Annotated in this window: 26 protein-coding genes, 4 tRNA genes and 1 riboswitch; of the genes, 19 read left to right on the top strand and 11 right to left on the bottom strand. The window is 59.0% G+C overall.

From position 1 onward, the window contains the following. Positions 1 to 151 precede the first annotated feature (151 nt). The 3 genes from astB to astE are packed head-to-tail and all read left to right on the top strand — an operon-like array spanning position 152 to position 2,866. A complete protein-coding gene (gene astB, locus FEE99_RS25295) occupies positions 152 to 1,498 on the top strand; it encodes an N-succinylarginine dihydrolase (protein ID WP_041479255.1) in 1,347 nt (448 codons plus the stop codon). 57 nt (positions 1,499 to 1,555) lie between these two features. Next, positions 1,556 to 1,846 (top strand): hypothetical protein, encoded by a 291-nt coding sequence (locus tag FEE99_RS25290; protein WP_016773591.1) that lies wholly within the window; start codon positions 1,556 to 1,558, stop codon positions 1,844 to 1,846. 12 nt (positions 1,847 to 1,858) lie between these two features. Continuing rightward, positions 1,859 to 2,866, top strand: a complete 1,008-nt coding sequence (gene astE / locus FEE99_RS25285; RefSeq protein ID WP_041479257.1) for a succinylglutamate desuccinylase — start codon at positions 1,859 to 1,861, stop codon at positions 2,864 to 2,866. Between the two features lie 152 nt (positions 2,867 to 3,018). Here astE and FEE99_RS25280 read toward each other — a convergent pair whose 3' ends face one another. After that, on the bottom strand, positions 3,019 to 3,528 hold the full coding sequence (locus FEE99_RS25280; protein WP_041479259.1) for a 6,7-dimethyl-8-ribityllumazine synthase: 510 nt from the start codon (positions 3,526 to 3,528) through the stop codon (positions 3,019 to 3,021). A gap of 103 nt (positions 3,529 to 3,631) precedes the next feature. Beyond that, a riboswitch (FMN riboswitch) is annotated at positions 3,632 to 3,803 on the bottom strand. Between the two features lie 276 nt (positions 3,804 to 4,079). Between FEE99_RS25280 and ltaE the strand changes: the two genes are divergently transcribed. The 7 genes from ltaE to FEE99_RS25245 all read left to right on the top strand — a co-directional run bounded on the left by ltaE (position 4,080) and on the right by FEE99_RS25245 (position 10,040). Further along, positions 4,080 to 5,084, top strand: coding sequence for a low-specificity L-threonine aldolase (gene ltaE, locus FEE99_RS25275; protein ID WP_041479261.1), 1,005 nt, complete (start codon positions 4,080 to 4,082; stop codon positions 5,082 to 5,084). 146 nt (positions 5,085 to 5,230) lie between these two features. Then, positions 5,231 to 7,846 (top strand): alanine--tRNA ligase, encoded by a 2,616-nt coding sequence (gene alaS / locus FEE99_RS25270; protein ID WP_041479262.1) that lies wholly within the window; start codon positions 5,231 to 5,233, stop codon positions 7,844 to 7,846. A 90-nt stretch (positions 7,847 to 7,936) separates the two neighbouring features. After that, entirely contained in the window at positions 7,937 to 9,178 is a 1,242-nt protein-coding gene (locus tag FEE99_RS25265) for an aspartate kinase (protein WP_016773595.1), read from the top strand. A gap of 187 nt (positions 9,179 to 9,365) precedes the next feature. Beyond that, the gene (gene csrA, locus FEE99_RS25260) at positions 9,366 to 9,554 is read left to right on the top strand and encodes a carbon storage regulator CsrA (RefSeq protein WP_002554426.1); all 189 of its coding nucleotides are present in this window, start codon (positions 9,366 to 9,368) and stop codon (positions 9,552 to 9,554) included. Between the two features lie 62 nt (positions 9,555 to 9,616). After that, positions 9,617 to 9,707: transfer RNA gene (locus FEE99_RS25255), tRNA-Ser, on the top strand. A gap of 107 nt (positions 9,708 to 9,814) precedes the next feature. Further along, positions 9,815 to 9,891 (top strand) — tRNA-Arg (locus FEE99_RS25250). Between the two features lie 72 nt (positions 9,892 to 9,963). Continuing rightward, a tRNA-Arg gene (locus FEE99_RS25245) sits at positions 9,964 to 10,040 on the top strand. A 19-nt stretch (positions 10,041 to 10,059) separates the two neighbouring features. Here FEE99_RS25245 and FEE99_RS25240 read toward each other — a convergent pair. Beyond that, the gene (locus FEE99_RS25240; RefSeq protein WP_041479264.1) at positions 10,060 to 10,572 is read right to left on the bottom strand and encodes a hypothetical protein; all 513 of its coding nucleotides are present in this window, start codon (positions 10,570 to 10,572) and stop codon (positions 10,060 to 10,062) included. 321 nt (positions 10,573 to 10,893) lie between these two features. Here FEE99_RS25240 and mgtE point away from each other — a divergent pair, with 321 nt between their 5' ends. After that, complete coding sequence (gene mgtE / locus FEE99_RS25235) at positions 10,894 to 12,336, top strand: magnesium transporter (RefSeq protein WP_016773597.1); 1,443 nt, start codon at positions 10,894 to 10,896, stop codon at positions 12,334 to 12,336. Between the two features lie 256 nt (positions 12,337 to 12,592). Here mgtE and FEE99_RS25230 read toward each other — a convergent pair whose 3' ends face one another. Beyond that, on the bottom strand, positions 12,593 to 12,919 hold the full coding sequence (locus FEE99_RS25230; protein ID WP_003178899.1) for an Arc family DNA-binding protein: 327 nt from the start codon (positions 12,917 to 12,919) through the stop codon (positions 12,593 to 12,595). A 388-nt stretch (positions 12,920 to 13,307) separates the two neighbouring features. Between FEE99_RS25230 and phnN the strand changes: the two genes are divergently transcribed. After that, on the top strand, positions 13,308 to 13,877 hold the full coding sequence (gene phnN, locus FEE99_RS25225; protein WP_041479266.1) for a phosphonate metabolism protein/1,5-bisphosphokinase (PRPP-forming) PhnN: 570 nt from the start codon (positions 13,308 to 13,310) through the stop codon (positions 13,875 to 13,877). On the opposite strand, the gene FEE99_RS25220 is transcribed toward phnN, so the two are convergent. Beyond that, the gene (locus FEE99_RS25220) at positions 13,852 to 14,031 is read right to left on the bottom strand and encodes a PA3371 family protein (protein ID WP_016773599.1); all 180 of its coding nucleotides are present in this window, start codon (positions 14,029 to 14,031) and stop codon (positions 13,852 to 13,854) included. The genes phnN and FEE99_RS25220 overlap by 26 nt on opposite strands. Before the next feature lie 20 nt (positions 14,032 to 14,051). Further along, positions 14,052 to 14,285, bottom strand: coding sequence for a hypothetical protein (locus FEE99_RS25215; RefSeq protein WP_041479268.1), 234 nt, complete (start codon positions 14,283 to 14,285; stop codon positions 14,052 to 14,054). 298 nt (positions 14,286 to 14,583) lie between these two features. On the opposite strand from FEE99_RS25215, the gene FEE99_RS25210 reads away from it, so the two are divergent. Next, positions 14,584 to 14,660 (top strand) — tRNA-Arg (locus FEE99_RS25210). A gap of 150 nt (positions 14,661 to 14,810) precedes the next feature. Here the strand turns inward: FEE99_RS25210 and FEE99_RS25205 are convergent. Both FEE99_RS25205 and FEE99_RS25200 read right to left on the bottom strand, forming a co-directional pair. After that, complete coding sequence (locus tag FEE99_RS25205; RefSeq protein ID WP_237143787.1) at positions 14,811 to 15,140, bottom strand: hypothetical protein; 330 nt, start codon at positions 15,138 to 15,140, stop codon at positions 14,811 to 14,813. A gap of 67 nt (positions 15,141 to 15,207) precedes the next feature. Continuing rightward, a complete protein-coding gene (locus FEE99_RS25200) occupies positions 15,208 to 15,435 on the bottom strand; it encodes a lysozyme inhibitor LprI family protein (RefSeq protein ID WP_041479270.1) in 228 nt (75 codons plus the stop codon). 217 nt (positions 15,436 to 15,652) lie between these two features. On the opposite strand from FEE99_RS25200, the gene FEE99_RS25195 reads away from it, so the two are divergent. The 4 genes from FEE99_RS25195 to FEE99_RS25180 all read left to right on the top strand — a co-directional run bounded on the left by FEE99_RS25195 (position 15,653) and on the right by FEE99_RS25180 (position 20,957). Continuing rightward, positions 15,653 to 17,257, top strand: coding sequence for a tetratricopeptide repeat-containing response regulator (locus tag FEE99_RS25195; RefSeq protein WP_016773603.1), 1,605 nt, complete (start codon positions 15,653 to 15,655; stop codon positions 17,255 to 17,257). After that, complete coding sequence (locus FEE99_RS25190; RefSeq protein ID WP_016773604.1) at positions 17,254 to 17,946, top strand: sensor histidine kinase; 693 nt, start codon at positions 17,254 to 17,256, stop codon at positions 17,944 to 17,946. Before FEE99_RS25195 ends, FEE99_RS25190 begins: the two co-directional genes overlap by 4 nt. Before the next feature lie 317 nt (positions 17,947 to 18,263). Next, on the top strand, positions 18,264 to 19,505 hold the full coding sequence (locus FEE99_RS25185) for a glutamine synthetase family protein (protein ID WP_172834031.1): 1,242 nt from the start codon (positions 18,264 to 18,266) through the stop codon (positions 19,503 to 19,505). 69 nt (positions 19,506 to 19,574) lie between these two features. Beyond that, positions 19,575 to 20,957: an MFS transporter gene (locus FEE99_RS25180; protein ID WP_041479274.1), complete on the top strand. Its 1,383-nt coding sequence runs from the start codon at positions 19,575 to 19,577 to the stop codon at positions 20,955 to 20,957. A gap of 73 nt (positions 20,958 to 21,030) precedes the next feature. On the opposite strand, the gene FEE99_RS25175 is transcribed toward FEE99_RS25180, so the two are convergent. The 4 genes from FEE99_RS25175 to flgA all read right to left on the bottom strand — a co-directional run bounded on the left by FEE99_RS25175 (position 21,031) and on the right by flgA (position 23,636). Next, entirely contained in the window at positions 21,031 to 21,777 is a 747-nt protein-coding gene (locus FEE99_RS25175; protein WP_041479276.1) for a flagellar brake protein, read from the bottom strand. Positions 21,778 to 21,869: 92 nt separating this feature from the next. Continuing rightward, entirely contained in the window at positions 21,870 to 22,337 is a 468-nt protein-coding gene (locus tag FEE99_RS25170; protein WP_041479278.1) for a flagella synthesis protein FlgN, read from the bottom strand. Positions 22,338 to 22,385: 48 nt separating this feature from the next. Then, positions 22,386 to 22,712, bottom strand: coding sequence for a flagellar biosynthesis anti-sigma factor FlgM (flgM, locus tag FEE99_RS25165; RefSeq protein ID WP_016773609.1), 327 nt, complete (start codon positions 22,710 to 22,712; stop codon positions 22,386 to 22,388). A gap of 162 nt (positions 22,713 to 22,874) precedes the next feature. Next, positions 22,875 to 23,636: a flagellar basal body P-ring formation chaperone FlgA gene (gene flgA / locus FEE99_RS25160; protein WP_073472167.1), complete on the bottom strand. Its 762-nt coding sequence runs from the start codon at positions 23,634 to 23,636 to the stop codon at positions 22,875 to 22,877. An 82-nt stretch (positions 23,637 to 23,718) separates the two neighbouring features. Between flgA and FEE99_RS25155 the strand changes: the two genes are divergently transcribed. Together FEE99_RS25155 and cheR are read left to right on the top strand one after the other, a co-directional pair. Next, positions 23,719 to 24,651, top strand: a complete 933-nt coding sequence (locus FEE99_RS25155; protein WP_016773611.1) for a chemotaxis protein CheV — start codon at positions 23,719 to 23,721, stop codon at positions 24,649 to 24,651. 46 nt (positions 24,652 to 24,697) lie between these two features. After that, positions 24,698 to 25,525, top strand: coding sequence for a protein-glutamate O-methyltransferase CheR (cheR, locus tag FEE99_RS25150; RefSeq protein ID WP_016773612.1), 828 nt, complete (start codon positions 24,698 to 24,700; stop codon positions 25,523 to 25,525). Positions 25,526 to 25,847: the final 322 nt, after the last annotated feature.

Here is a 25,847-nt window from a genome sequence, read left to right as displayed (position 1 = left end):
AGCAGGCTCGCTCCCACAGGTTCAGTGGTGTTCACACATTTTGTGTCCAACCTAAATCCTGTGGGAGCGAGCCTGCTCGCGAAGACCGCGCCTCGGTCTTAAAGAATAGTTACTGAAGCCTATAACAACAGATTTTCGTGGAGCCTCGCTGATGAAATCCTATGAAGTCAATTTTGACGGTCTAGTGGGGCCGACCCATAACTACGGTGGTCTGTCCTACGGCAACGTCGCCTCGCAGAGCAACAGTCAGCAATCCTCGAACCCGAAGGAAGCGGCGCTGCAAGGTCTGGCAAAAATGAAAGCGCTGATGGACATGGGCTTTCAGCAAGGCGTGCTGGCTCCGCAGGAGCGTCCCGACGTGGCCGCGCTGCGCCGTCTGGGCTTCAGCGGTACTGACGCGCAAGTGATCGAGCGCGCCGCCAAAGAAGCGATGCCGCTGCTGGTCGCCAGTTGCTCGGCGTCGAGCATGTGGGTGGCCAACGCCGCCACGGTCAGCCCGAGTGCCGACACCGCTGACGGCCGCGTGCACTTCACCGCTGCCAACCTCAATTGCAAATATCACCGCAGCATCGAACACCCGACCACCAGCCGCGTGCTCGGCGCGATGTTCGCCGATCAACAGCACTTCGCCCATCACGCCGCATTGCCGGCGGTGGCGCAGTTCGGCGACGAAGGCGCGGCCAACCACACGCGTTTCTGCCGTGAGTACGGCGACGCTGGCGTCGAGTTTTTCGTGTTCGGCCGCAGTGCGTTCGACAACCGTTTCCCGGCGCCGCAGAAATACCCTGCACGGCAGACCCTTGAAGCCTCGCAAGCCGTGGCGCGTCTGCACGGTCTGCGTGACGAAGGCGTGGTCTACGCGCAGCAGAATCCCAACGTCATCGATCAGGGTGTGTTCCACAACGACGTGATCGCCGTGGGCAACGGTGAAGTGCTGTTCTATCACGAGGACGCGTTCCTCGAGACCGACAAGATGCTCGCCGAACTGCAAGCCAAACTGGCCAAGGTCGGCGGTAACTTCCAGTCCGTTTGCGTGCCGCGTTCGGCAGTCACCGTGGATGACGCGGTGCGTTCCTACCTGTTCAACAGCCAATTGCTGTCGCGTCCTGACGGCTCGATGCTGTTGATCGTGCCGCAAGAGTGTCAGGCCAACGAACGCGTCTGGGCTTATCTGCAGAGCCTGACCAGCTCCGGCGGAATGATCCGCGAAGTTAAAGTCTTCGATCTCAAGCAAAGCATGCAGAACGGCGGTGGTCCGGCGTGCCTGCGTCTGCGCGTGGCGCTGAATGAAACCGAACTGGCGGCGGTCAACCCAGGCGTTATCATGACGGCCCCGTTGTACGGTTCGTTGACCGCATGGGTTGAAAAGCACTACCGCGACCGCCTGAGCGAAACCGATCTGGCGGACCCGCAATTGTTGCTTGAATGCCGGACGGCACTGGATGAACTGACGCAAATCCTTAAACTGGGCGCGGTTTATCCCTTCCAGATCAATTGATCGCCAGCGCGCTGCCTGAACGTGGCGCGCGGCGTGTCACCCCAAGAGAGTAAAAACATGAGCGATTCCCTGCAGCTGATCCTTGAAGACACCGACGGCACGCAATTGCAAACCTCGTGCACCCGCGTTGCGGTCATGTGGCAAGGCAAAGAGCTGTGGATCCAGCAGGACGGCCGTGGCCAGCTGCTGATCGGCGTGGACGTCGAGGAAGGTGACGAAGAGTACGCCAACCTGCTGCTGCGCCCATTGGCGACTAATCTGGTAAGTCTGCAACTGGAAATGGAACCGGCTGACCTCGGCGCTGACGAGGATCACGTACACGGCCCGGATTGCAACCACGACCACTAAGGAAACCGCTCTATGCTCGCCCTCGGCAAACTGCTTGAACTGACCCTCGCCGGCCGCGAACCGGCGGAGAAGACTCAACTGACTGTCGAAGGCGTGCGCATGCGCTGGTTGAGCGAAGGGGCGCTGGAAGTGCGGCCTCCGGAAGCGCGCGACAATGGCCTGGACCTGCTGCTGTCGGCAGGCATTCATGGCAATGAAACGGCACCGATCGAGTTGCTCGATCGGCTGCTGCACGACATCGCACGCGGCGATCTGAAGCCGCGCGCACGCATTCTGTTCCTGTTCGGCAACCCGGAAGCGATTCGCAAGGGCGAGCGTTTCGTCGAGCAGGATGTCAATCGGCTGTTCAACGGCCGCCACGAACAAAGCAGCGGCTCGGAAGCGTTGCGCGCCTGTGAGCTGGAACGGCTGGCGGCGAGTTTCTTCAGCAAGCCCGAGCGCCAGCGTCTGCACTACGACCTGCACACCGCGATTCGCGGTTCGAAGATCGAACAGTTCGCCTTGTACCCGTGGAAGGAAGGGCGCCAGCATTCCCGTCGCGAACTGGCGCGCCTGCGCTCGGCCGGCATGGAGGCGGTGCTGCTGCAGAACAAACCATCCATCGTGTTCAGTTCGTACACCTACGACAAACTCGACGCCGAGGCTTTCACCCTGGAACTGGGCAAGGCGCGGCCGTTCGGGCAGAACGATGGCGTCAACGTCTCACTGCTGGAAACCCGTCTGAAGCAGATCATCGAAGGCACTGAGCCGGAGACAGAAGAAGGGCTGGACGGTTTGCAGCTGTTCAGCGTGGCGCGGGAAATCATCAAGCACAGCGATGCGTTCCGCCTGAACCTGCCGGCGGACATCGAAAACTTTTCCGAGCTGGAGCCGGGTTATGTGCTGGCCGAGGATCTGGCCAATACCCGCTGGGTGATCGAAGAGCAGGGCGCGCGGATCATCTTCCCCAACCCCAAGGTCAAGAACGGCCTGCGCGCCGGCATTCTGATCGTCCCGACCACCGACGAAAACCTCGCCTGATAGCGACATCTGAATCGGCACAAAACCAATGTGGGAGCGAGCCTGCTCGCGAAAGCGGTCTACCAGTCAACTTGTCGTCGGCTGGCAGTCCCTCTTCGCGAGCAGGCTCGCTCCCACATTTGATTTGAGTGAGGTCAAAAACTCACTCGACGTTACACGGCTACCGCACGCGGCTCGGTGCGACGCAACGCGCGAATCTTCTGCAACGTATCCGCGCAAGTCCGCGCCGCTTCCTGACCCTTGTGCACAAAGTGCTCGAAGAAGAACTTCTGATGCTCTTCGCCCGAATGGAAGTGGTGCGGGGTGAGCGACACCGAGAACACCGGCACTTCGGTTTCCAGCTGCACCTGCATCAGGCCGCTGACCACCGATTGCGCGACGAACTCGTGACGGTAAATGCCGCCGTCCACCACCAAAGCGGCGGCGACAATACCAGCGTAACGGCTTGACTTGGCCAGCAGCTTTGCGTGCAGCGGCATTTCAAAGGCGCCGCCGACTTCAAAAAAGTCGATGTCCGATTCCTGATAACCCTGCACCAGCATTTCAGCGACGAAGCCTTTACGGCTCTGGTCGACGATTTCCTTGTGCCAGCAGGCTTGGATGAACGCGACGCGCTCGCCCTGTGGGTGTTTGCTTTTGCTGTCGATAGCGGTGGGTTGCATGTTCTGACTCCTGTTTGTGTGAAAAACAGGGCGTTATGAATCGAAAGGGATGCAAGGGTGCGAACGCAGGCACGGATGCACGCGGACGGCCCTTTGGCGTCGATCCCGTTCTCTCTTCATCCGGACTATGACCGTCGGCCCCGGAATCACACCGGGTCTGCTGACCTTGCCGACGCACCCGACTCAAGTCGTGTGCAACGCCAAGCGCTCGCGGGCTATGCGCATTGCGCGCAATTACCGCCGGTGGGGAATTGCACCCCGCCCTGAGAACGTTTCGCCGCCCATAGGCGGGCGGCGGCAAGTTTGTAACACATATTTCCCGGCCATGCACATGACACTGCGGGAGCGAGCCCGCTCGCGAAAGCGGCTTCACATTCAACGAAGATGCTGACTGTTACTCCGCTTTCGCGAGCAGGCTAGCTCCCACGTGGGCTTTGTCTGCTCGAGGAAGAATGGGGTTTTTCCTCGGTCAAGGGTTGATTAATCTGTGCGATGACCGCAGTAATCCCACTTCACAAAGGGATTTCCCCATCTGACCAGAGGCCAGGTTCATGAGCGTTATCGATCTTCGCAGCGACACCGTCACCCAACCGACTCCCGCCATGCTCGACGCGATGACCGCAGCGGACACCGGCGACGATGTGTACGGCGAAGATCCGACGGTCAATCGCCTCGAGGCCGAACTGGCCAAGCGCCTGGGCTTTGCCGCCGCGCTATTCGTGCCGACCGGGACCATGAGCAACCTGCTCGGCCTGATGGCGCACTGCGAGCGTGGCGACGAATACATTGTCGGTCAGCAGGCGCACACCTATAAGTACGAAGGTGGCGGAGCGGCGGTGCTCGGTTCGATTCAGCCGCAGCCGCTGGAGGTGCAGGCCGACGGTTCACTGGATCTGGATCAGGTCGCCGCCGCGATCAAACCGGACGATTTCCATTTCGCCCGCACGCGTTTGCTGGCGCTGGAAAACACCATGCAGGGTAAAGTGCTGCCGCTGGAATATCTGGCGCGCGCGCGACGCTTTACTCAGGAACACGGCCTGCAATTGCACCTGGACGGCGCGCGGCTGTACAACGCGGCGGTCAAGCTTGGCGTCGATGCCCGGGAGATCACCCAGCATTTCGATTCGGTGTCGGTGTGCCTGTCCAAAGGCCTCGGCGCACCGGTCGGTTCGGTGCTGTGCGGTTCCGAGCAACTGATCGGCAAAGCGCGGCGTTTGCGCAAAATGGTCGGTGGCGGCATGCGTCAGGCCGGGTTGCTCGCGGCGGCAGGCTTGTACGCACTGGATCATCACGTCGAACGGCTGGCGGATGACCATGCCAACGCGCAGTTGCTCGCCGAGGGTCTGCGTGAGGCCGGTTTCGTCGTCGAACCCGTGCAAACCAACATGGTTTATGTGCAAGTGGGCGACAAGGCCGCAGCACTCAAGGACTTTGCCGGCGAACGCGGGATCAGGCTCAGCGCCGCTGCGCGCTTGCGCATGGTCACGCACATGGACGTCAGCCGCGCGCAAATCGAACAAGTGATCGCGACATTCGTCGAGTTTTCACGCAAGTGACAGCGTCAGCCGTCCAATTGACCGTTTCTATCGTATAAACACGCTGTACCCCGCGCGCAGGGCCGATATAATGCGGCCCTTTGCCGTCGCTTCGTCTCATGACGTTTCGAACAGGCCTTTGGCCGCAGCCTCCGTGGAAGAACCTAATGAAAAGCGCAGAAATCCGTGAAGCCTTCCTTCGCTTCTTCGAAGAGCAAGGCCACACCCGTGTAGCCTCCAGCTCTTTGATTCCGGGCAACGACCCAACCCTGCTGTTCACCAACGCGGGGATGAACCAGTTCAAGGACTGCTTCCTGGGCCAGGAAAAACGTGCGTACACCCGTGCCACCAGCAGCCAGAAATGCGTGCGCGCCGGCGGCAAGAACAGTGACCTGGAAAACGTCGGTTATACCGCGCGTCACCACACGTTCTTCGAAATGCTCGGTAACTTCAGCTTCGGCGACTACTTCAAGCACGACGCGATCACCTTCGCCTGGACCTTCCTCACTGGCGTGCTGAAGCTGCCGAAGGAAAAGCTCTGGGTCACCGTCTACGCCACCGACGACGAAGCGTATGACATCTGGACACAGAAAATCGGTGTGCCGGCCGAGCGCATGATCCGCATCGGCGACAACAAGGGCGCGCCGTACGCTTCCGACAACTTCTGGACCATGGGCGATACCGGCCCGTGCGGCCCGTGCACCGAGATTTTCTACGATCACGGCGAGCACATCTGGGGCGGCCCGCCGGGCTCGCCGGAAGAAGATGGCGACCGCTATATCGAGATCTGGAACAACGTGTTCATGCAGTTCAACCGCACCGCCGATGGCGTGTTGCATCCGTTGCCAGCGCCGTCGGTGGACACCGGCATGGGCCTGGAGCGGATCAGTGCGGTGATGCAGCACGTCAACTCCAACTACGACATCGACCTGTTCAAGAACCTGCTCAAGGCTTCGGCTGAAGCGATCGGCTGCGAAAACGGCGATCAGTCGTCGCTCAAAGTCGTTTCCGACCACATCCGTTCCTGCGGTTTCCTGATCGCCGACGGCGTGCTGCCGTCCAACGAAGGTCGCGGTTACGTGCTGCGCCGGATCATCCGTCGCGCCTGCCGTCACGGCAACAAGCTCGGCGCCACCGGCAGCTTTTTCTACAAGATCGTCGCGGCGCTGGTCGCCGAAATGGGCGAAGCCTTCCCGGAACTGAAGAAGCAGCAAAGCAACATCGAGCGCGTCCTCAAGGCTGAAGAAGAGCAGTTCTCCAAGACCCTGGAGCACGGCCTGAAAATCCTCGAGCAGGATCTGGCCGAACTCAAAGGCACCGTGGTGCCGGGCGACGTGGTGTTCAAACTCTACGACACCTACGGCTTCCCGATGGACCTGACCGCCGACATCGCCCGCGAACGCGGCTTGACCGTTGACGAAGCCGGCTTCGAGCGCGAGATGGAAGCGCAGCGTGTTCGCGCGCGTTCGGCCAGCTCGTTCGGTCTGGACTACAACACCCTGGTCAAGGTCGACGTGGCCACCGAGTTCACCGGTTACGCCGCCACCCGCGGCTCGGCGAAAATCGTTGCCATCTATAAGGATGGTCAGTCGGTCGACGTGCTGAGCGAAGGTCAGGAAGGCGTGATCGTGCTCAACCAGACGCCGTTCTACGCCGAATCCGGTGGCCAGATCGGCGACTGCGGTTTCATTCAGGCCGGCAGCAGCCGTTTTGACGTGCGCGATACCACCAAGACCGGCGGCGCATTCCTGCACCACGGTGTGCTGGCCTCGGGCAGCCTGACCATCGGCGCGCCGGTGGAAACCCACGTCGACGCCGAAGTGCGTCACGCCACCGCGCTGAACCACTCGGCTACGCACTTGCTGCACGCCGCGCTGCGTCAGGTGCTCGGTGAGCACGTACAGCAGAAAGGTTCGCTGGTCGACAGTCAGCGTCTGCGTTTCGACTTCAGCCACTTTGAAGCAATCAAACCAGAGCAGATCAAGCAGCTGGAAGACATCGTCAACGCCGAGATTCGCAAGAACTCCGCCGTTGAAACCGAAGAAACCGACATCGAAACCGCGAAGAACAAAGGCGCCATGGCGCTGTTCGGCGAGAAGTACGGCGACAGCGTGCGCGTGCTGAGCATGGGCGACTTCTCGGTCGAACTGTGCGGCGGTATCCACGCCAACCGTACCGGCGACATCGGCCTGCTGAAAATCATCAGCGAAGGCGGTGTGGCATCGGGCGTGCGTCGTATCGAGGCAGTCACCGGTGCTGCGGCGCTGGCCTACTTGAACGCGGCGGAAGAACAACTCAAGGAAGCGGCCAGCCTGGTCAAGGGCAGCCGCGACAACCTGATCGACAAGCTCTCGGCGGTACTGGAGCGCAACCGTCTGCTGGAGAAACAACTCGAGCAGTTGCAGGCCAAGGCAGCCAGCGCTGCGGGCGACGATCTGTCGGCCTCGGCGGTGGACGTCAAGGATGTGAAGGTTTTGGCCGCCCGTCTGGACGGTCAGGATGGCAAGGCGCTGCTGGCGCTGGTCGATCAGCTGAAAAACAAACTCGGCCGCGCAGTGATCCTGCTCGGCGGTGTCCATGAGGAAAAGGTCGTACTGGTTGCAGGCGTAACCAAGGACCTGACTGGCCAACTCAAAGCCGGTGATTTGATGAAACAGGCCGCTGCGGCAGTGGGCGGGAAGGGCGGTGGTCGTCCGGACATGGCGCAGGGCGGCGGTGTCGATGCCGCTGCGCTGGATGGCGCACTGGCGCTGACCGTTCCATTCGTCGAGCAGGCTTTATAAGACAGCTCGCCAGGCCCGCAGTCTAGTGGCGGGCCTGGCGACTGTTCGAAAGATTATTGGGCGCCCTTCATGGGCAGAGGCGGCTTTGAAATGGCTTTGATCGTACAGAAATTTGGAGGCACCTCGGTCGGCACTGTCGAGAGAATCGAGCAGGTCGCCGACAAGGTTAAGAAATTCCGCGATGCCGGCGATGACCTGGTGGTTGTGCTGTCTGCAATGAGCGGCGAAACCAACCGTCTGATCGATCTGGCCAAGCAAATCAGTGGCGAGGCACAACCGGTTCCGCGCGAGCTGGACGTGATCGTCTCCACCGGTGAGCAGGTGACGATTGCCCTGTTGGCCATGGCGCTGATCAAGCGCGGTGTGCCGGCGGTGTCGTACACCGGTAATCAGGTGCGGATCCTGACTGACAGTGCGCACAATAAAGCGCGTATCTTGCAGATTGATGACCAGAAGATTCGCGGTGATCTGAAGGCTGGTCGCGTGGTGGTTGTCGCCGGTTTCCAGGGCGTCGACGAGCACGGCAACATCACCACCCTCGGTCGCGGCGGTTCCGATACCACGGGCGTGGCGCTGGCTGCGGCCTTGAAGGCGGATGAATGCCAGATCTACACCGACGTCGACGGTGTCTACACCACCGACCCGCGTGTGGTGCCGGTCGCTCAGCGTCTGGACAAGATCACCTTCGAAGAGATGCTGGAAATGGCCAGCCTCGGTTCCAAGGTGCTGCAGATCCGTGCGGTGGAATTCGCCGGCAAGTACAACGTTCCGCTGCGCGTACTGCACAGCTTCAAGGAGGGTCCGGGTACCCTCATTACTATTGATGAAGAGGAAACCATGGAACAGCCGATCATTTCCGGCATCGCTTTCAACCGCGATGAAGCCAAGCTGACCATCCGTGGCGTGCCAGACACCCCGGGCGTGGCGTTCAAGATTCTCGGCCCGATCAGTGCCGCGAACATCGAAGTCGACATGATCGTGCAGAACGTCGCGCACGATAACACCACCGACTTCACCTTCACCGTGCACCGAAACGACTACCAGGCTGCACAGACCGTGCTGGAAAACACCGCTCGCGAGATCGGTGCCCGTGAAGTTGTTGGCGACACCAAGATCGCCAAGGTCTCGATCGTCGGCGTCGGCATGCGTTCTCACGCAGGCGTGGCCAGCCGCATGTTCGAATCCCTGGCGAAGGAAAGCATCAACATCCAGATGATCTCGACTTCGGAAATCAAGGTTTCCGTGGTGATCGAAGAGAAGTACCTGGAACTGGCCGTGCGCGCGCTGCACACGGCTTTCGAACTGGATGCTCCGGCCCGTCAGGGCGAGTAATCCGATTCTGTAAAGGGCGCGGTCTGACCGCGCCCTTTATTTTTTGAATGGCGCGGGCCCTGAACTGTTCTTTTGCTCGCGCTGGTCAATACTCAGGCATGTAGGGCTACGATCGCTGCGGTTGTAGGTCGGGTGCCTTTTTTTTGCAGACTGTTGTCCCTGAAATGAATGGCGTAAGGAGAAAGGTATGCTGATTCTGACTCGTCGGTGCGCGGAAAGCCTGATTATCGGTGACGGCGAAATCACCGTGACCGTGCTCGGCGTCAAAGGAAACCAGGTGCGTATCGGCGTCAACGCTCCGAAAGAGGTTGCGGTGCACCGTGAGGAAATTTACCTGCGTATAAAGAAAGAGAAGGACGAAGAACCAAGCCATTAATTTTTATCGATTTTTATGTTTGCAAACGGGGAAGAAGCTGGTTAATATACGCCCCGTGTTGCGGAGAGCTGGCCGAGTGGCCGAAGGCGCTCCCCTGCTAAGGGAGTACACCTCAAAAGGGTGTCGGGGGTTCGAATCCCCCGTTCTCCGCCATTATTTGCTTAGTACGTCGTAATCTGGCTTCTTCTGTAAGTTGTTGAAATTACTAGAAAAAGTGTTTGACATAGAGATTAGACGGCCTATAATGCGCGGCAACAAATGCACTCGTAGCTCAGCTGGATAGAGTACTCGGCTACGAACCGAGCGGTCACAGGTTCGAATCCTGTCGAGTGCACCATTTAAGAGTTATTTGCTGTAAGGTGAGTAACTCGGCTTCAGCCAGTTGTGGTCTGGTCTAAAAACACAAAATGCACTCGTAGCTCAGCTGGATAGAGTACTCGGCTACGAACCGAGCGGTCACAGGTTCGAATCCTGTCGAGTGCACCATATACCAAGAAGCCCGCGTTTAACGCGGGCTTTTTGCTGTCCGGGATTTGGCTTTTCCCTTCACGCAGCCTCTTTCATCAAAATCAATTTGAGCACTGCGGCCTCGCTTGAGGTCGTAACGATAGCTCGTGGTTGATGTGCGGGTGTTGATCTTGTCGGGCTTGCCCAGTGCGCTTTCGACGTCCCGCTGACTCATGCCGGCAATCACTCGGCGGTTGATGATCGCTTCGCGCCGCTGTCTGTTGTCGATCAGGTTTCCACATTTATGTTCAGTGCCGCCGACGATGCCCGGTTCGCGTCCGCTGTCTTTCATGCCGGTCACAGCTTCGTGATTGAACTCCGGCATGATTGCGACCCAGCCGGGTGAATACGGGTGGACCTCCTGAATTGAGAGTTGCTCGCCAGTTGCGCAGCTCATCGACGTAAACGTGACGCTGCCGTCAGCGGCCTGGCAGCGATGAAGTGTGGTGGCGTGGGCAGGCGTGATGTGGAGCAGGGCGGTCAGTAGAAGAAGCGCTGGTTTTGCTGGCATTCGATGTCCTCCTTGACGATCTACGCTCAAGGGTAGTCGCTGCTTTTTGCATTGCCGGTGTGTTTTCTTTTCGAGATGAGTCGTCGCATTTGCACGGGTCAGGCAGGCGCTCAGGTTTGTTTCGCAAGCGCTTGTTTCAGCCGTGATTTTTTCAACGTTTTAAACCGTCAGGCGTGTATCATTGCGCCCGTCAGCCCCGCCGGGGCTTATGGAAAACCTCCATGGACTTACCCAGTAGTTGTTCAGTAAACCGTTTCACCAATCATGAATTGACTGATTGATCCTTCCGGCGTGCCCCGCTGCTGGGAGTGGAGTTCGCCTATGTCCGAAATCGAAGTAAAGAAAACACAGGAAAGCCTGCAGGACCGCCTGGCTCAGGTCGTCGAGCTGCTGCAGCGCCAACGTGTCGTTGAAGACCTGACTCATCGCCAGGAAGGTCCGCACCACGACCGCGTGGAAAACCTGGTTCACCGGCAAAACCTCGTCGAGCTGCAACGCAAGCTCGATGATCTGCACTCCGCCGACGTCGCCTACATTCTCGAAGCCTTGCCGCTGGACGATCGTCTGACGCTCTGGCAACTGGTCAAGGCCGACCGCGACGGCGACATTCTTCTCGAAGTATCCGATTCCGTCCGTGAAACGCTGATCGCCGACATGGACGATCACGAGCTCCTGGCTGCCGCCAAGGACATGGACGCCGACGAACTCGCTGACCTGGCCTCCGAGCTGCCGCGAGACGTTGTCCATGAGCTGATGGAGAGTCTGGATAACCAGCAGCGCGAACGCGTGCGCTCGGCGCTGTCCTATGACGAGGATCAGGTCGGTGCGCTGATGGACTTCGAGATGGTGACGATCCGTGAGGACGTCAGCCTTGAAGTGGTTCTGCGCTATCTGCGTCGCCTCAAAGAGCTTCCCGGTCATACCGACAAACTGTTCGTGGTCGATTACGACGGCGTGCTCAAGGGCGTGCTGCCGATCAAGCGTCTGCTGGTCAACGATCCGGAGAAGCAGGTCGCGGAAGTCATGGCTAGCGATCCGGTGAGCTTCCACCCGGACGAAGATGCCTACGACGCCGCTCAGGCGTTCGAGCGTTACGACTTGATCTCGGCGCCGGTGGTCGACAAGAACGGCAAGCTGATCGGCCGTCTGACCATCGATGAAATGGTCGACCTGATCCGTGAGGAAAGCGAAAGCGAAGTCCTCAACATGGCCGGTCTGCGCGAAGAGGAAGATATCTTCGCCTCCGTGTGGAAATCCCTGCGTAACCGTTGGGCGTGGCTGGCGGTGAACCTGATCACTGCATTTGTGGCATCGCGGGTGATCGGTCTGTTCGAAGGTTCGATCGAGAAATTGGTGGCACTGGCGGCGCTCATGCCGATCGTGGCGGGTATCGGTGGCAACTCCGGTAACCAGACCATCACCATGATCGTGCGCGCCATGGCGCTGGATCAGGTCAGCACCGGCAACACTTCGCGCTTGATGCGCAAAGAGCTGGCGGTCGGTTTGATCAATGGTCTGGTCTGGGGCGGGGTGATCGGTGTGGTCGCGTACATGCTCTACGGCAGTTGGTCACTCGGCGTGGTAATGACGGCGGCGATGACGCTCAATCTGTTGCTGGCGGCGTTGATGGGCGTGTTGATTCCGATGACGCTGGCCAAGATGGGCCGCGATCCGGCGATGGGCGCCAGTGTGATGATCACCGCAATGACCGACAGCGGTGGCTTCTTCATCTTCCTCGGCCTGGCGACGATCTTCCTGCTCTGATCAGTTGCAATGAAAAGCCCGTCAAATTGACGGGCTTTTTTGTACCTGCCAAACAGATATGAGCGCAAGTACAAGTAACGGTGGCGAGGGGATTTATCCCCGCTGGACTGCGCAGCAGTCCCATTGTTTTTGGGGCTGCCATGCAGCCCCGCGGGGATAAATCCCCTCGCCACACTCCATTGCCGAGCGGCCATCTGTCATATCGCGGGCAAAAAAAAGCCAGCAATCATGCTGGCTTCAATATGTTCGGTATAACTCAGGACGCGTCTGCGGCCATTTCAGCGTCGTGGGCGATCAGCGACACCAGGGCGTTCTGCTGACGGTGCGACAGCTGACGGAAGCGTTGCAACAGCTCGCGCTCGTGCAGCGACAGCTCCGGGCTGTCCAGGCGCATGCTCAGCTCTTCGCCCAGTGCGCCTTCCTGAATAAGACTCTGCTCAAGGCGCGCAATGATCTCGGAGTTCATGCTGCGATGATGATTGCGAGCCACCTCGGCAATGCGTTCACGCATTCCGTCTGGCAGACGTACGACAAACTTGTCAGCCGTACGGCTGGAATAAATTGCCTGTTTCAATGGGCGCATATATTTAACCGGTTAGTTCAGGGGAGCGGTTCTCGGGATTGGCCGCAGGATGTGTGGTAGGACAAGCATCCGGACCAATTGGTTCAACCTGAATTGTTAAGAGGCCGGCATCATGCCTCAAAATTGCCAGATCATTGGCGTCAATTCTGTGACAAATATTGAGCCGGGTAAAGGCGTAATGCCAGCACCAGTTGTCAGAAATGCGGACTGGTTGGAAAACTTTCCATCCTTCCGTATCGCTGCCCGCTTTCGCATGCACATCTGTTGATGTCCGAAGACCTCAGAACGTGCATGCTATGCGGCTGGCTATTCTTGATCCCTATGTGTACAGGATAGTGGCAATTTGCCGATTTACTAGAGGCAGGACCCGTCGGAGGGCGTTTTCGGGATGGATGGCAAGCTTTTTTACCTGATGGGGCCGTCCGGTTCGGGCAAGGACAGCCTGATCGAAGCAGCGCGTGAGCCACTGCGTGAGTTGAACTGTGAAGTGATGCGCCGGGTGATTACCCGATCGGCGGAGTCAGTCGGCGAAGATGCAATCGGCGTGACGCCTGATGAGTTCGACCGGCGACAGCACGCTGGCGCTTTTTCCTTGGCCTGGCAAGCCAACGGCCTCTCTTACGGCATTCCAAGGGAAATGGATGAATGGTTGCAAGCGGGCCGGCACGTATTGGTTAACGGGTCGAGAGCGAACCTGCGTCAAGCAATGGAGAAATATCCAACGCTGGTGCCGGTTCTGCTGACAGTCAACGATGTGGTCCTGCGTAAGCGCTTGCTCAAACGTGGCCGGGAAACCCCTGAGCAAATCGACGCCAGACTCGCGCGCAACGCACTGTTCAAAGACCGAAGATCCAGCGACAGCCCCGTTCATCAGATCGACAACTCTGTTGACCTTGCTATCGCGGTCTCTTCGCTATTGGAATTGGTTCGGCTCAACGCAGAACCGGATCGAACTTGATCTTGCGCCCTGCAATCAGCGCCAGCACAAACAGCACCGCAAACACGCCACAGCCAACCAGAGGCAAGGTGACTTCTGTCTCCTCGAACAGCGCCAGGTGGGTAACGCCACTCAGTAAAGCGAGGATGAGAAATCCTGTCGCCGATTTGGACATGTTGTACTCCTGAAGATATTTCAAAAAACCAGACGTTCGGTGATTGGCGCCGAGGCTTGCTCAGGCTCGCTGACCATTTGTGTAGAAGCGTCGCTGCGCTCACTCAACACTGCCCACTGCGGTGCTTTCTGCACTTGCAGGTAATGCGGCATGCGCTGCGCCACTGGCTGCTCAACGTCAGCCTTGGGAAAAAAATGTGATCCGAGCAAGAAAGCCAGAGCCGCTGCGTTTGCAAGCAAGAGGGTGCTGTTCATGGCACGACGCTCCAAATTGTTCTTTTTGATAGAACAGGCATAGCAGTCGCCGTGCCAACAGTGTAACGGCTGATAAGTCCTTTAAAAACAAGGGTTTGGTAAGGTTTTTCGGGCGACGATGATTGCAATCTGCAATGACAGCTTTTTCGCGTAGTGCAAATTGCCCGGTAAAAGTTCCCGCAATCTTCCACGGCGCTTGCCTACACTTAAAAAGCCCTACGGACGACATGACAAAACAGGGGCCGGCCGTTAACATGCACGCCGTCTGTCGCGCCGCGTACAGCCCGATTCAATCAGTGTCTCAGTAGCTCAATTGGATAGAGCATCCCCCTCCTAAGGGGAAGGTTGCAGGTTCGAACCCCGCCTGGGACACCACTTCTTGAAAACAAAAAGCCCCGTCGCATTTATCCATTGCGGCGGGGCTTTTTGGTTTGGTCGACGAACAGGCGTTTTGCACTGTTACAAACTCCGAGGTTCCACCTCTGCGATTGCAGCGGATCATTCTGCGCCGATGCTGACTGACGATCAGTCACCGTTCAGTTCGACTTTGCCGAGAGTGCTGCTGACGTCTGTGACATGCCGACGGCCGTGGACTTCGTAAGTAGTCCCGCTCGCCTCGACGCCCGGCTTGCGCACGGCCAGTTGAGCGAATAACCCCGTCTTTTCGCTGTAACTGCCGAACCAGTCAATCAGCGCCCCGATGTAGCATTCGCCGCCGATCATTACCGGCAAATCGGCGATCTTTTCGATGGTGTAGTGCCCTGGACCGTAGCTGTAGTAATCGTCGTCTCCTGCACCCGTGGGAGGAATAGGGCAAAGGGGCGCATTGTTAGTCGAGCCGGGGGCGATTTTCATTGCCTGAGTGATGGCTTGGTTGAGTGCTGTGTGCAAATCCGCGTCAAGCTCATAGGTGCTGGTGCCATCAGGCGCGCTGGGTGCGCTTGAGTTCAGGTTGCCCCGTTGTGGCAGCTGACATCAGTTGGCGATACAGCGTGCCCATCTGCGCGTCCAGCTCATAGAGCGTTTTGTTCGCGCAAATCGTGTTTTCCACGTCGTTCGCCGCTTTTTTGCAATCCATCGCTGCCGCTGTCGCTTGCTGGACAAAGACAAGCAAACACGCTGACAGGATGTAGCGTCCCTTGATGTACACGATTCAGTCCTTATGCAAATCCTTGAGCCGGCGCGCAGAGTAATACTCCAGGCAACATTCTTGAAGCACCACCCTCAGGCCCGGGCATTTTTGGCCGATAACCCGAACGGTGAGTTCAGGCTCGCGCGAAATCGCTTGATGGCGCATGGCCTCCAGCTATCATCTGCGCGCCTGAAATCGCCTCGGTTCGTTTTCTTCAATTGCCTGGAAATCCTCGATGTCGTCGTATCACCAAAAAAGCTTTCTGATCGTCGATGATTTTTCCGATTTCCGCAGTTCCGTGCGTTCGATGTTGCGTGAGCTCGGCGTCAAGGATGTCGATACTGCCGACACTGGCGAGCAGGCGCTGAAGATGTGCTCGCAGAAGTCTTACGATTTCATTCTTCAGGACTTCCACCTCGGCGATGGCAAGAAGAACGGCCAGCAGGTGCTTGAGGACCTGATGTCGGAAAAGCTCATCAGCCACGAAGCCGTTTTCGTCATGGTCACCGCCGAGACCAGTCAGGCGATGGTGCTCAGCGCGCTGGAGCACGAGCCGGATGCGTACCTGACCAAGCCGTTCAACCGTTCCGGGCTGGCCCAGCGCCTTGAGCGTCTGGAGCAACGCAAGACTTTGCTCAAACCGATTCTTCAGGCCCTTGATCGCGGTAAGCCGGTCGAGGTGCTCAATGCCTGTATTGCCTTGTGCAAGCAGGACATCCGCTATTCGCCGCTGTGCCTGCGCTACCGCGCCGACGCCCTGCGCGACATGAACCAGAACGAGGCGCTGGAGCGGCTCTACGACGGCATCATTGCCGACCGTCCATTGCCGTGGGCCTTCGCTGGATTGGGCAAGTTGCTGTTCAAGCGCGGGCAGGTCTCGCAGGCCAAAGAGGTCTATGAAAAAGCCCTCAAAGTCTTTCCGATGATGCCGGCGCTGTATGACGGCATGGCTGATGTGCTGGTGGCCGAAGGCGACAGCAAAGGCGCGCAGCGGGTGCTCGAAGAAGCGATTCGCCTGTCGCCGCTGGCGGTGCGCCGTCAGGCGCTGCTTGGCAAACTGGCGATGGCCAACGAAGATTTCGAAACCGCCTCGCGGGCTTATCGTCAGGCCGTGGCGCAGGGCGCGCAGTCGCGTTTCAAGGACCCGGAAAGCAATCTCGGCCTGGCGCACGCGCTGATCAGCAAGGGTAGCGATCGCGGGCTCGACACGCGTACGCGACTGGAGATCAACACCACCCTCAGCGCTGTGGCCAAGGAGAATCCGAGCGACCCCGGTCTGCAGATTCGCGCGCGTTTGATGAAAGCCACCAGCCTGTTGCTCAACGACGCCGAAACCGCCGACAAGCTCACCGAACAAGCACTGATGCGCCTCGATGGCATGGAGCAATTCATGAGCCCAGAGGCGGCGTTGCTGGTGGCCAAGCAGTTGCAGATGCTCGGTCAGGCCGAGGCGGGCACTTCGATGCTCAAGAGCTGCGCGGAGATCTACGGTGACGACCCAGCGGTGATGAAAGACATCGCCAAGCTCACCGACGATCCGACGATTCTCAGTTCGAGTAACGCTGCGGCCGACCTCAACCGCCAGGGCGTGCGCGTGTACAAGACCGGCAATCTGGTCGAGGCCCGCGAAGTGTTCCGCAAGGCGCTCAAGCTGCAACCGAAAAACATCAGTATCGCGCTGAACCTGGCCCAGTCGCTGCTGCACGGCACCGACACCAGTGTGCCGTCGGCGGAGCTGGAAGAATGTCGGGCCTGCCTGAAACTGGTGGGCCTGATGCCCGACACCGACGCGCGGTTTGCGCGTTATCAGAAGCTGAAAAGCAAGGCGTTTGGCGAATGAACCCAATAGATCCGGCGCTGGATTTTTCCACGGTGATTGCCTCCACCGTTCACGACATGAAGAACTCCCTGGCCATGCTGATGCAGGCGCACAGCCAATGGCTGGCGCGTCTGCCGAAAGAGCTGCGCGACGGCTCGGAGCAGGGCGTGATCGACTTCGAGTTCGCCCACCTCAACGGCATGCTCGTGCAGTTGCTCGGGCTGTACAAACTCGGCGTCAACCAGTTGCCGCTGCAGCCGGCGTATCACGAACTCGACGATTTCATCGAGGCGCAACTGGCCGCGCATCAGGAAGTGTTTGCCAGTCGCGGCATCATCGCCACTTATGAAGTCGACCCGTTGAGCCCGCTGGGTTTCTTTGATCGCGAGCTGATCGCCTCGGTGCTCGGCAACTGCATCAACAATGCGATCCGTTACGCCCGCGAGTCGCTGTTGATCACCGTCAGCGACGAAGCCGGGCAATTGGTGCTGAGCATTAACGACGACGGCGACGGCTATCCGGCAGAGATGCTCGAGCGTCAGGCCGATTATGTGCAGGGCATCAATCACAGCAGCGGCAGCACCGGCCTCGGTCTGTATTTCGCCAATCGCATCGCGGCGCTGCATCAGCGCAACGGCGTGGAAGGGCGCACCGAAATCAGCAATGGCGGGCCGTTGGGCGGAGGAGTGTTCAGCCTCTACTTGCCGTGACATGACCTGTAGGAGCTGACGAGTGCAACGAGGCTGCGATCTTTTGATCTTGAAAAAATCAAGGGCAAAAGATCGCAGCCTCGTTGCACTCGTCAGCTCCTACGGCTCCTGCACAAGATCGGGATTTTTGTGGGCGCTGCTTGATATTCCGAACAGCCGCAGCCTATTTTGTCCGGGTCGCCGTTCGCGGCTCGCACAACAACAAGGATTGCGTCATGACAACCGATGGCCAGGGTTCACTCGCGCAGCGATTGACCGGCATTGATGAGATTGAATGTGTCACCCCGGATCTGAACGGTGTGCCACGGGGCAAGGTGATGACCGCCGAGGGTTTCCTCGAAGGGCGGCGTTTGCAGTTGGCGCGGGGTGTGCTGCTGCAATGCATCATGGGCGGCTATCCGCCGGCGCGGTTCTACGGCAGCGATGACGGCGATCTGGCGCTGGTCGCCGATCCTGCGCAGATTCACCGTTTGCCCTGGAGCGACGAGCCGCGTGCCATGGCGATTTGCGACGCCGACGAACTGAGCGGGGGGAGCTCAAGTCTCTCGACCCGTGGCCAGCTCAAAGCGGTCATCGCCCGTTACGCCGCGCACGGTCTGGCGCCGGTGGTGGCGACCGAACTGGAATTTTTTGTCTTCGCACCGAACACCGATCCGACTCAGCCGTTCCGTCCGCCGGTGGGCCTCGACGGCCGTCGCGAGGATGGCCAGTCGGCGTTCAGCGTCAGTTCCAACAACGGCCTGCGGCCGTTCTTCAGCGAAGTGTATAAATGCATGGCGGCCCTGGGCTTGCCGCGCGACACGTTCATGCATGAAATGGGCGTCAGCCAGTTCGAGATCAATCTGCTGCACGGCGATCCGCTGCTGCTGGCCGATCAGACGTTCCTGTTCAAGCATCTGCTCAAGGAGGTCGCGCTCAAGCATGGCCTGAGCGTGGTGTGCATGGCCAAACCGCTGGCGCACACGCCGGGCAGTTCGATGCATATTCACCAGAGCATCGTTGAGATCGGCAGCGGCAAGAATGTCTTCACTGACTCGAACGGCGAGCCGACGTCGATGTTCCGCCACTTCATCGGCGGGCAACAGGCAGGCCTCGCCGATTTCACCGCACTGTTTGCGCCCAACGTGAATTCCTATCAGCGCCTGTGTCATCCGTACGCGTCGCCGAACAATGCCTGCTGGTCCCATGACAATCGCGCCGCCGGCTTGCGTATTCCCGCCAGCTCGCCGGTCGCACGTCGGGTCGAAAACCGCTTGCCGGGCGCCGACGCCAATCCTTATCTGGCGATCGCCGCCAGTCTGGCCGCGGGTTTGCACGGCATCGAACAGGAGCTGGAGCCGAGCGCAGCGATCCAGGGCGAATTCGCCGTGCCGGATAATCTGGCCTTGCCGTGTACCTTGCACGCCGCGCTTGAGCGTCTGAAACGTAGCCAGTTGGCGAGGGAACTGTTCGGGTCGGAGTTCATCGAAGGCTACATCGCTTCGAAGACCATGGAGTTGACCAGCTTCTTTGATGAAATCACTCCCTGGGAGCGCCGTGTACTGGCCGCCCAGGCCTGACGTATCGCTGCTGCCGGGCTGTCGATCTGACCGCCCGGTATTTACTGCAAGGAGCCGCTCGGAACGCCGATGCGCCAAATCTGGAAATCCTTTCGAGCGCTGTATTTTGCCTCGCTGATGATGTTGATCGGCTCAGGCCTTCTTTCTACTTATCTGGCTTTGCGTCTGGCCGCCGACAATGTCGACGGGCTGTGGGTCGGTGCGCTGATGGCGGCCAACTATTTCGGTCTGGTGCTGGGCGGCAAGATCGGCCATCGCCTGATCGCCCGGGTCGGGCATATCCGTGCCTACTCGGCGTGTGCGGGGATCGTCGGCGCGGCGGTGCTCGGCCATGGTCTGGTGGACTGGCTGCCGGCGTGGCTGGTGCTGCGGACGATCGTCGGTCTGGGCATGATGTGTCAGTACATGGTCATCGAGAGCTGGCTCAACGAGCAGGCCGACGCCAATCAGCGTGGGCTGGTGTTCAGCGGTTACATGATCGCTTCGTATCTGGGCCTGGTGCTGGGCCAGCTGATTCTGGTCATGCATCCCGGCCTCGGGCTGGAACTGCTGATGCTGGTGGCGCTGTGCTTTGCCCTGTGCCTGGTGCCCGTGACGCTGACCCGACGGATTCACCCGGCGCCCCTGCATCCGGCGCCGATGGAGCCGCGCTTTTTCGTCAAACGGGTGCCGCAATCGCTGAGCACGGTGCTCGGCGCCGGTTTGATCATCGGTTCGTTCTACGGTCTGGCGCCGCTGTACGCCTCGCAACAGGGGCTGACGACCGAGCAGGTCGGTCTGTTCATGGGTAGCTGCATTTTTGCCGGCTTGCTGGTGCAGTGGCCGTTGGGCTGGTTGTCCGACCGTTATGACCGCGCATTGCTGATTCGCTGCTTTGCCGGGTTTCTGGCGGTGGCGGCGTTGCCGTTGGCGATCATGCCGCAGGTGCCGCTGGAGGTGTTGTTCGTCGTCGGCTTCTTCTGTTCGCTGGTGCAGTTCTGCCTGTATCCGCTGGCGGTGGCGTTTTCCAACGACCACGTCGAAGGCGATCGGCGGGTGTCGCTGACCGCGATGTTGCTGGTGACCTATGGCGTCGGCGCGAGCATCGGGCCGCTGCTGGCGGGTGTGCTGATGAAGTTTCTCGGCAGTCAGAGCCTGTATGCGTTCTTCAGTTTCTTCGCGCTGGTGCTGGTCTGGCGGATTCGTCCGAAAGCGGTCACCAACCTGCATCAGGTCGACGACGCACCGCTGCATCACGTGGCAATGCCGGACAGCATGTCGAGTTCGCCGCTGGTGGCGGCGCTCGATCCGCGTGTTGATGAGCAGGTCGTGCAGGAGCAGATGGTGCAGGATCCGGCGCCGGTCACTCCTGAGCCTGAGCCCGAAGTGCAGCCGGATGCAGTCGTTGAAACCGAGCAGGACAGCGGCGATGACGACAAGCCTGCGCCGGATATCAGTGGTGGCAGGCCTTGAGCCGAAGATAAACAACGGCGCATAAAAAAGGGCAGTCCCGCACAGGACTGCCCTTTTTATTTGTCGCTGCGACTCAGAGATCGTCTTTGTCGAAACGCCGTGCTTCACGCTGCAACTGGTAAACGAAACGCTCGACGTTGCGCGCAGCCTGGCCACTGATGTTGTGGAAGCGCAGACCGGCGAAGGTGATGTTGAGTTTTTCTTCGAAGTGCAGGTAGCGCAGCTCGACCGATGTTGGCTGATTGCCGAACAGCGGCGGGGCGATCAGGCGATCGTAGACCTGGCCCAGTTGCAGGCGATCAGTGATGTCGCCTTCGAAACGGAATTTGCAGCCTGTGGCGGAGATATCCAGCAGCTTGCCGTGCAGAGGAACCTTGAGCTTTTCGCCGCCCAGTTCAACGCTGACCAGGTCGGTGAGTTTCAACGCAGCGCGGAAGGCGTTGCGGCGCTGGTGGTAGACCACTTCGCTCGGCAGGTCGCCGGTGTAGAAACGGTCGCCGTCGGATTCTTCGATGTTCAGCGTGCCGTTGCATTCCCAGGCGATGCGCACGCCGTCATGAAAGCCTTCGACCTTGAACGGTTCGCCCGCTTGCAGGAAGCGCTCGCCATCGCGCGGGATCATTTCGTCCAGGGCGATCGTCGCGGTTTCGCGGTCGACCTTGATCAGGTAACTCTGAAAACGCTGGCTGCGTTCATGGAAGGTGATGATCAGCGGATCGTGGCTGTCTTGCAGCTGGCGCAGGTTGCTGGAGATTTCCAGTGGCGTGGTGAGCACCTTCGGAGGCTGCGGAGCATCATCCGCGCTTAGGGTGTTGGACACGATTCTTCAATCTCCAGACAAAATAAGACTACGACTGGCCAGTATTTTGCCAGCATGTTGCGCAGGTGGATAGTACAGGGTCACCGAATGGCTCATGCCTGGCTGAGCGTTCGCGGCTTGACCGGTTTGGCAAAGGTCCCGCTGGCGTCGTAAAGCGCTGGCGGCTCACCGCCGGTGAGGATCTTCAGCTGATTGGCCGTGGTAGCCTGCTGGATCTGGATCGACTGGCCATTCTTGACGTTGGCAGCCTGGCACTGGGCGATCAGCGCGGTCAGGGCATCGCCCTGGGTCAGCAACTGGTCGCCAATGCTCGACTGGCTGGCCAGTTGCTCAAGACCTGTGCGATCGGTCGGCAGGTTGAGGCTGGCGAGGATTTCGCTGCGCTTGCGGCCATGCTGCTCGAGCAGAATGATCAACGCTTGCTTGGTCGCCAGAATTTCTTCCAGCAACGGCATGTCGCGACCATGCAAAGCGAGGGATTCGGTTTGCAATAACTCCAGCAATTGTTGCGCTGGAGCAAAGTCGTCGTTGATCAGTTGCAATAAGTTAGTGTCGTGCATGGCTGGCCTTGGGGTTTAAGCGTCCAAAAGCCTGGCGCCGGCAAAAGCCTAGCGCTGGGCTTCGAAGTTGAGCAGTTTGCTGGCTACACGGTTGCTGTCGACTTTATAGCTGCCATCGGCAATCGCGGCTTTCAACTCGGCCACACGGGCTTTGTCGACAGCAGGCTGATCGCGCAGCTTGTCAGTGACCTTCTGCAACTGTTGAGCCTCATTGCTGAGGTGTACCGACTCCCCGCTTTTGGCGACATTGGCCTGTTCGGCCTGGGTATTCAGCGGCGCGGAGGGGCTGTTTTCAGCGCTTTCCTTGGCGTTGCTGGTACGTGTGCTGCCGGTTAGTGACGAGGAACTGTTCAATCGGTTGAAATCGATAACCATGATAAAAAACCTCTGGGAATTTGGACGCTTGCCATGTTTTCGGCTATCCCCTGAAAAACTTTAGGCCCAATCAACCATAAGCTTGCATGCGCCGTTGCGAGACCTGCTGCGGCACAGTTTAGGGAAGCGACGGGATCGGCGCCAGTTTTCTCCACGAGGCTTTTACATGGCCACTTCGACCTGTCCCGGCGCAATCACCTGCGCCTTGATAACTCTTTGAGAATTAAGGTTTTTTACTCGAATTTGTTCTTTCATGCCGCCATTGGAGAGCGCTTCCCCCGGCATGCGTACGGCAAGGGTGCCGCTGCGCGCAGTGATCACCACCTGGTCACCCTTGCGGACCACTTCGGCCTGTTCCAGATGCACCAAGGTGATGACCTGATCGGCGACCGTTGGTCGGGTAAGTTTCTGCCCGATCGCTTCGTCGACCGAGGTCAGGAAACCCTGGTTGATCGTGCTGACGTCGCGCTCGCGCAAGGTCACGTCCTGCGGCTCGATAATGCCGGCGCGTTTCAGCGGACGAGTGGTCGTCACGATCTCGCGAAACAGGCGGACTTGAGCGGGTACGAACACCGTCCAGGGCGAACTGCCTTCGCAGCGAACCTTCACCGTGACGCGGCCCAGCGGGCGTGCCGGGCTCTCCAGAGTCGCTGTCAATTCCTTGTCGCACATGGGCATGCGCATGCGCGGGTCGAGCTGGTTGACTTCGATTTCGTAGCGGCCTTCGGTTTGACTGGAAGCCAAATAGTCTTCTACGGTGAATTCAAGAAAGCCCTGAGTCACGCCGATAAGCATATCAGGCAAGGTAACCGCATCTGCATGGGCAGGACTGCCAGCAAGCAAGCAGCAAACGGCGGACACCGCGCAAAGCCCTTTGCGAAGGGAAGATGTCAGGCGTCGGGAAAATGTCGTTTGAGCGTTCATACGAGTTAAAAAGCAAGCGCCGTGCCGTTTAGCAATGAATGTGCGTCGCAACAACACTTGGCGTTGATGTAGGAGTCTGGGCATGGCTGGTGTAATGGATTCGGTGAACCAGCGCACGCAACTGGTAGGGCAGAATCGCCTCGAGCTGCTGTTGTTCCGTCTCGACGGGCCGCAGCTCTATGGGATCAACGTGTTCAAGGTACGGGAAGTGTTGCAATGCCCGTCGCTGACGTTGATGCCCAAATCCAGTCCTGTCGTGTGCGGGGTAGCGAATATACGGGGAGCGACCATTCCGATCCTGGATCTGGCAATGGCAACCGGCTCCGGTGCGTTGAAAGACAAGAACAGTCCGTTCGTGATCATCACGGAGTACAACACCAAGACCCAGGGTTTCCTGGTCCGCTCGGTGGAGCGCATCGTCAACATGAACTGGGAAGAGATCCATCCGCCACCCAAGGGCACCGGTCGCGATCACTACCTGACCGCTGTGACGCGGGTCGACAATCAGTTGGTCGAAATCATCGACGTCGAGAAGGTGCTGGCCGAAGTGGCGCCGACGCCGGAAGCGATTTCGGTGGGCGTGGTCGATGTCGAGACGCAGACCAAGGCATTGTCGCTGCGGGTGCTGACGGTCGATGACTCGTCGGTGGCGCGCAAGCAGGTCACGCGTTGTCTGCAGACCATCGGTGTCGAAGTGGTGGCGCTGAACGACGGCAAGCAGGCGCTGGATTACCTGCGCAAGCTGGTCGACGAGGGCAAGAAGCCGGAAGAAGAGTTCCTGATGATGATTTCCGACATCGAGATGCCGGAGATGGACGGGTACACCCTGACGGCGGAAATCCGCGGCGACGCACGCATGCAAAAGCTCCATATCATCCTGCATACTTCGTTGTCGGGGGTATTCAATCAGGCGATGGTGAAGAAAGTCGGTGCTGATGACTTCCTGGCCAAATTCCGTCCTGATGACCTCGCATCCCGGGTAGTCGACCGGATCAAAGCAGCAGATATCAGCTAGGGGCCTTCTGTCCCTGGCGGTCAACACGATTTAAGAGGCGGCATCATTGTCTACGGGTAATTTGGATTTCGAACAGTTCCGGGTCTTCCTGGAAAAAGCCTGTGGCATTCTGCTCGGTGAAAACAAGCAGTATCTGGTCTCGAGCCGTCTCAACAAACTGATGGAGCAGCAAGGCATCAAGTCCCTGGGTGAGCTGGTACAGCGCATCCAGACCCAGCCGCGCAGCGGTTTGCGCGAGCAGGTGGTCGATGCCATGACGACCAACGAAACCCTGTGGTTTCGCGACACCTATCCGTTTGAAGTCTTGAAGAACAAGGTACTGCCGGAAGCGATCAAGGCCAGCCCCAACCAGCGTCTGCGGATCTGGTCGGCGGCCTGCTCGTCGGGACAGGAACCGTACTCGCTGTCGATGTCGATCGACGAGTTCGAGCGTAGCAACCTGGGTCAGTTGAAGATGGGCGTGCAGATCGTTGCCACTGATCTGTCGGGCCTGATGCTCAACAACTGCAAAACCGGCGAGTACGACAGCCTGGCCATCGGTCGCGGTCTGTCGCCGGAACGCCTGCAACGCTACTTCGACCCGAAAGGGCCGGGGCGCTGGGTGGTCAAGGCGCCGATCAAGAGCCGGGTGGAATTCCGCTCGTTCAACCTGCTCGACAGCTACGCGGCGCTGGGCAAGTTCGACATCGTGTTCTGCCGCAACGTACTGATCTACTTCTCTGCCGAAGTGAAGAAGGACATCCTGTTGCGCATTCACAGCACGTTGAAGCCGGGCGGGTATCTGTTCCTTGGCGCTTCGGAAGCGCTGAACGGATTGCCGGATCATTACCAGATGGTTCAGTGCAGCCCGGGGATTATCTACAAGGCGAAATAAGCGGTTTGCGGCAATACAAAAAACGGGAGGCCTTCAAAGCCTCCCGTTTTTTTACCTGACACCGCACCCCGTGTAGGAGCTGCCGAAGGCTGCGATCTTTTGATGTTGCTTTCTAAGGACCAAGATCAAAAGATCGCAGCCTTCGGCAGCTCCTTGTATGTTCCCCACACACCAGCATGAATGAGATCTAAGCTCGCTGGTGCGACATACGAAGATGTGTTTCTGGGGGAGACCGATCGCTCCTTAAGGCAGGACTTGCTCCTGACCTTGTCTGTAGAGAGGTCCCCCCGCCTCATTGCCCACCACGAAGAGTATCGAGAAG

This window comes from Pseudomonas sp. ef1 (assembly GCF_007293365.2).
GTDB lineage: Bacteria > Pseudomonadota > Gammaproteobacteria > Pseudomonadales > Pseudomonadaceae > Aquipseudomonas > Aquipseudomonas siliginis.
The sequence above is the reverse complement of the archived record's forward strand: the minus strand, read 5'-3'. Positions and strand labels throughout refer to the sequence as shown.

Coding starts and splice junctions, on each gene's coding strand:
- astB (WP_041479255.1), top strand. CDS start 152: ATGAAATCCTATGAAGTCAATTTTGACGGTCTAGTGGGGCCGACCCAT.
- FEE99_RS25290 (WP_016773591.1), top strand. CDS start 1,556: ATGAGCGATTCCCTGCAGCTGATCCTTGAAGACACCGACGGCACGCAA.
- astE (WP_041479257.1), top strand. CDS start 1,859: ATGCTCGCCCTCGGCAAACTGCTTGAACTGACCCTCGCCGGCCGCGAA.
- FEE99_RS25280 (WP_041479259.1), bottom strand. CDS start 3,528: ATGCAACCCACCGCTATCGACAGCAAAAGCAAACACCCACAGGGCGAG.
- ltaE (WP_041479261.1), top strand. CDS start 4,080: ATGAGCGTTATCGATCTTCGCAGCGACACCGTCACCCAACCGACTCCC.
- alaS (WP_041479262.1), top strand. CDS start 5,231: ATGAAAAGCGCAGAAATCCGTGAAGCCTTCCTTCGCTTCTTCGAAGAG.
- FEE99_RS25265 (WP_016773595.1), top strand. CDS start 7,937: ATGGCTTTGATCGTACAGAAATTTGGAGGCACCTCGGTCGGCACTGTC.
- csrA (WP_002554426.1), top strand. CDS start 9,366: ATGCTGATTCTGACTCGTCGGTGCGCGGAAAGCCTGATTATCGGTGAC.
- FEE99_RS25240 (WP_041479264.1), bottom strand. CDS start 10,572: ATGCCAGCAAAACCAGCGCTTCTTCTACTGACCGCCCTGCTCCACATC.
- mgtE (WP_016773597.1), top strand. CDS start 10,894: ATGTCCGAAATCGAAGTAAAGAAAACACAGGAAAGCCTGCAGGACCGC.
- FEE99_RS25230 (WP_003178899.1), bottom strand. CDS start 12,919: ATGCGCCCATTGAAACAGGCAATTTATTCCAGCCGTACGGCTGACAAG.
- phnN (WP_041479266.1), top strand. CDS start 13,308: ATGGATGGCAAGCTTTTTTACCTGATGGGGCCGTCCGGTTCGGGCAAG.
- FEE99_RS25220 (WP_016773599.1), bottom strand. CDS start 14,031: ATGTCCAAATCGGCGACAGGATTTCTCATCCTCGCTTTACTGAGTGGC.
- FEE99_RS25215 (WP_041479268.1), bottom strand. CDS start 14,285: ATGAACAGCACCCTCTTGCTTGCAAACGCAGCGGCTCTGGCTTTCTTG.
- FEE99_RS25205 (WP_237143787.1), bottom strand. CDS start 15,140: ATGAAAATCGCCCCCGGCTCGACTAACAATGCGCCCCTTTGCCCTATT.
- FEE99_RS25195 (WP_016773603.1), top strand. CDS start 15,653: ATGTCGTCGTATCACCAAAAAAGCTTTCTGATCGTCGATGATTTTTCC.
- FEE99_RS25190 (WP_016773604.1), top strand. CDS start 17,254: ATGAACCCAATAGATCCGGCGCTGGATTTTTCCACGGTGATTGCCTCC.
- FEE99_RS25185 (WP_172834031.1), top strand. CDS start 18,264: ATGACCGCCGAGGGTTTCCTCGAAGGGCGGCGTTTGCAGTTGGCGCGG.
- FEE99_RS25180 (WP_041479274.1), top strand. CDS start 19,575: ATGCGCCAAATCTGGAAATCCTTTCGAGCGCTGTATTTTGCCTCGCTG.
- FEE99_RS25170 (WP_041479278.1), bottom strand. CDS start 22,337: ATGCACGACACTAACTTATTGCAACTGATCAACGACGACTTTGCTCCA.
- flgM (WP_016773609.1), bottom strand. CDS start 22,712: ATGGTTATCGATTTCAACCGATTGAACAGTTCCTCGTCACTAACCGGC.
- flgA (WP_073472167.1), bottom strand. CDS start 23,636: ATGAACGCTCAAACGACATTTTCCCGACGCCTGACATCTTCCCTTCGC.
- FEE99_RS25155 (WP_016773611.1), top strand. CDS start 23,719: ATGGCTGGTGTAATGGATTCGGTGAACCAGCGCACGCAACTGGTAGGG.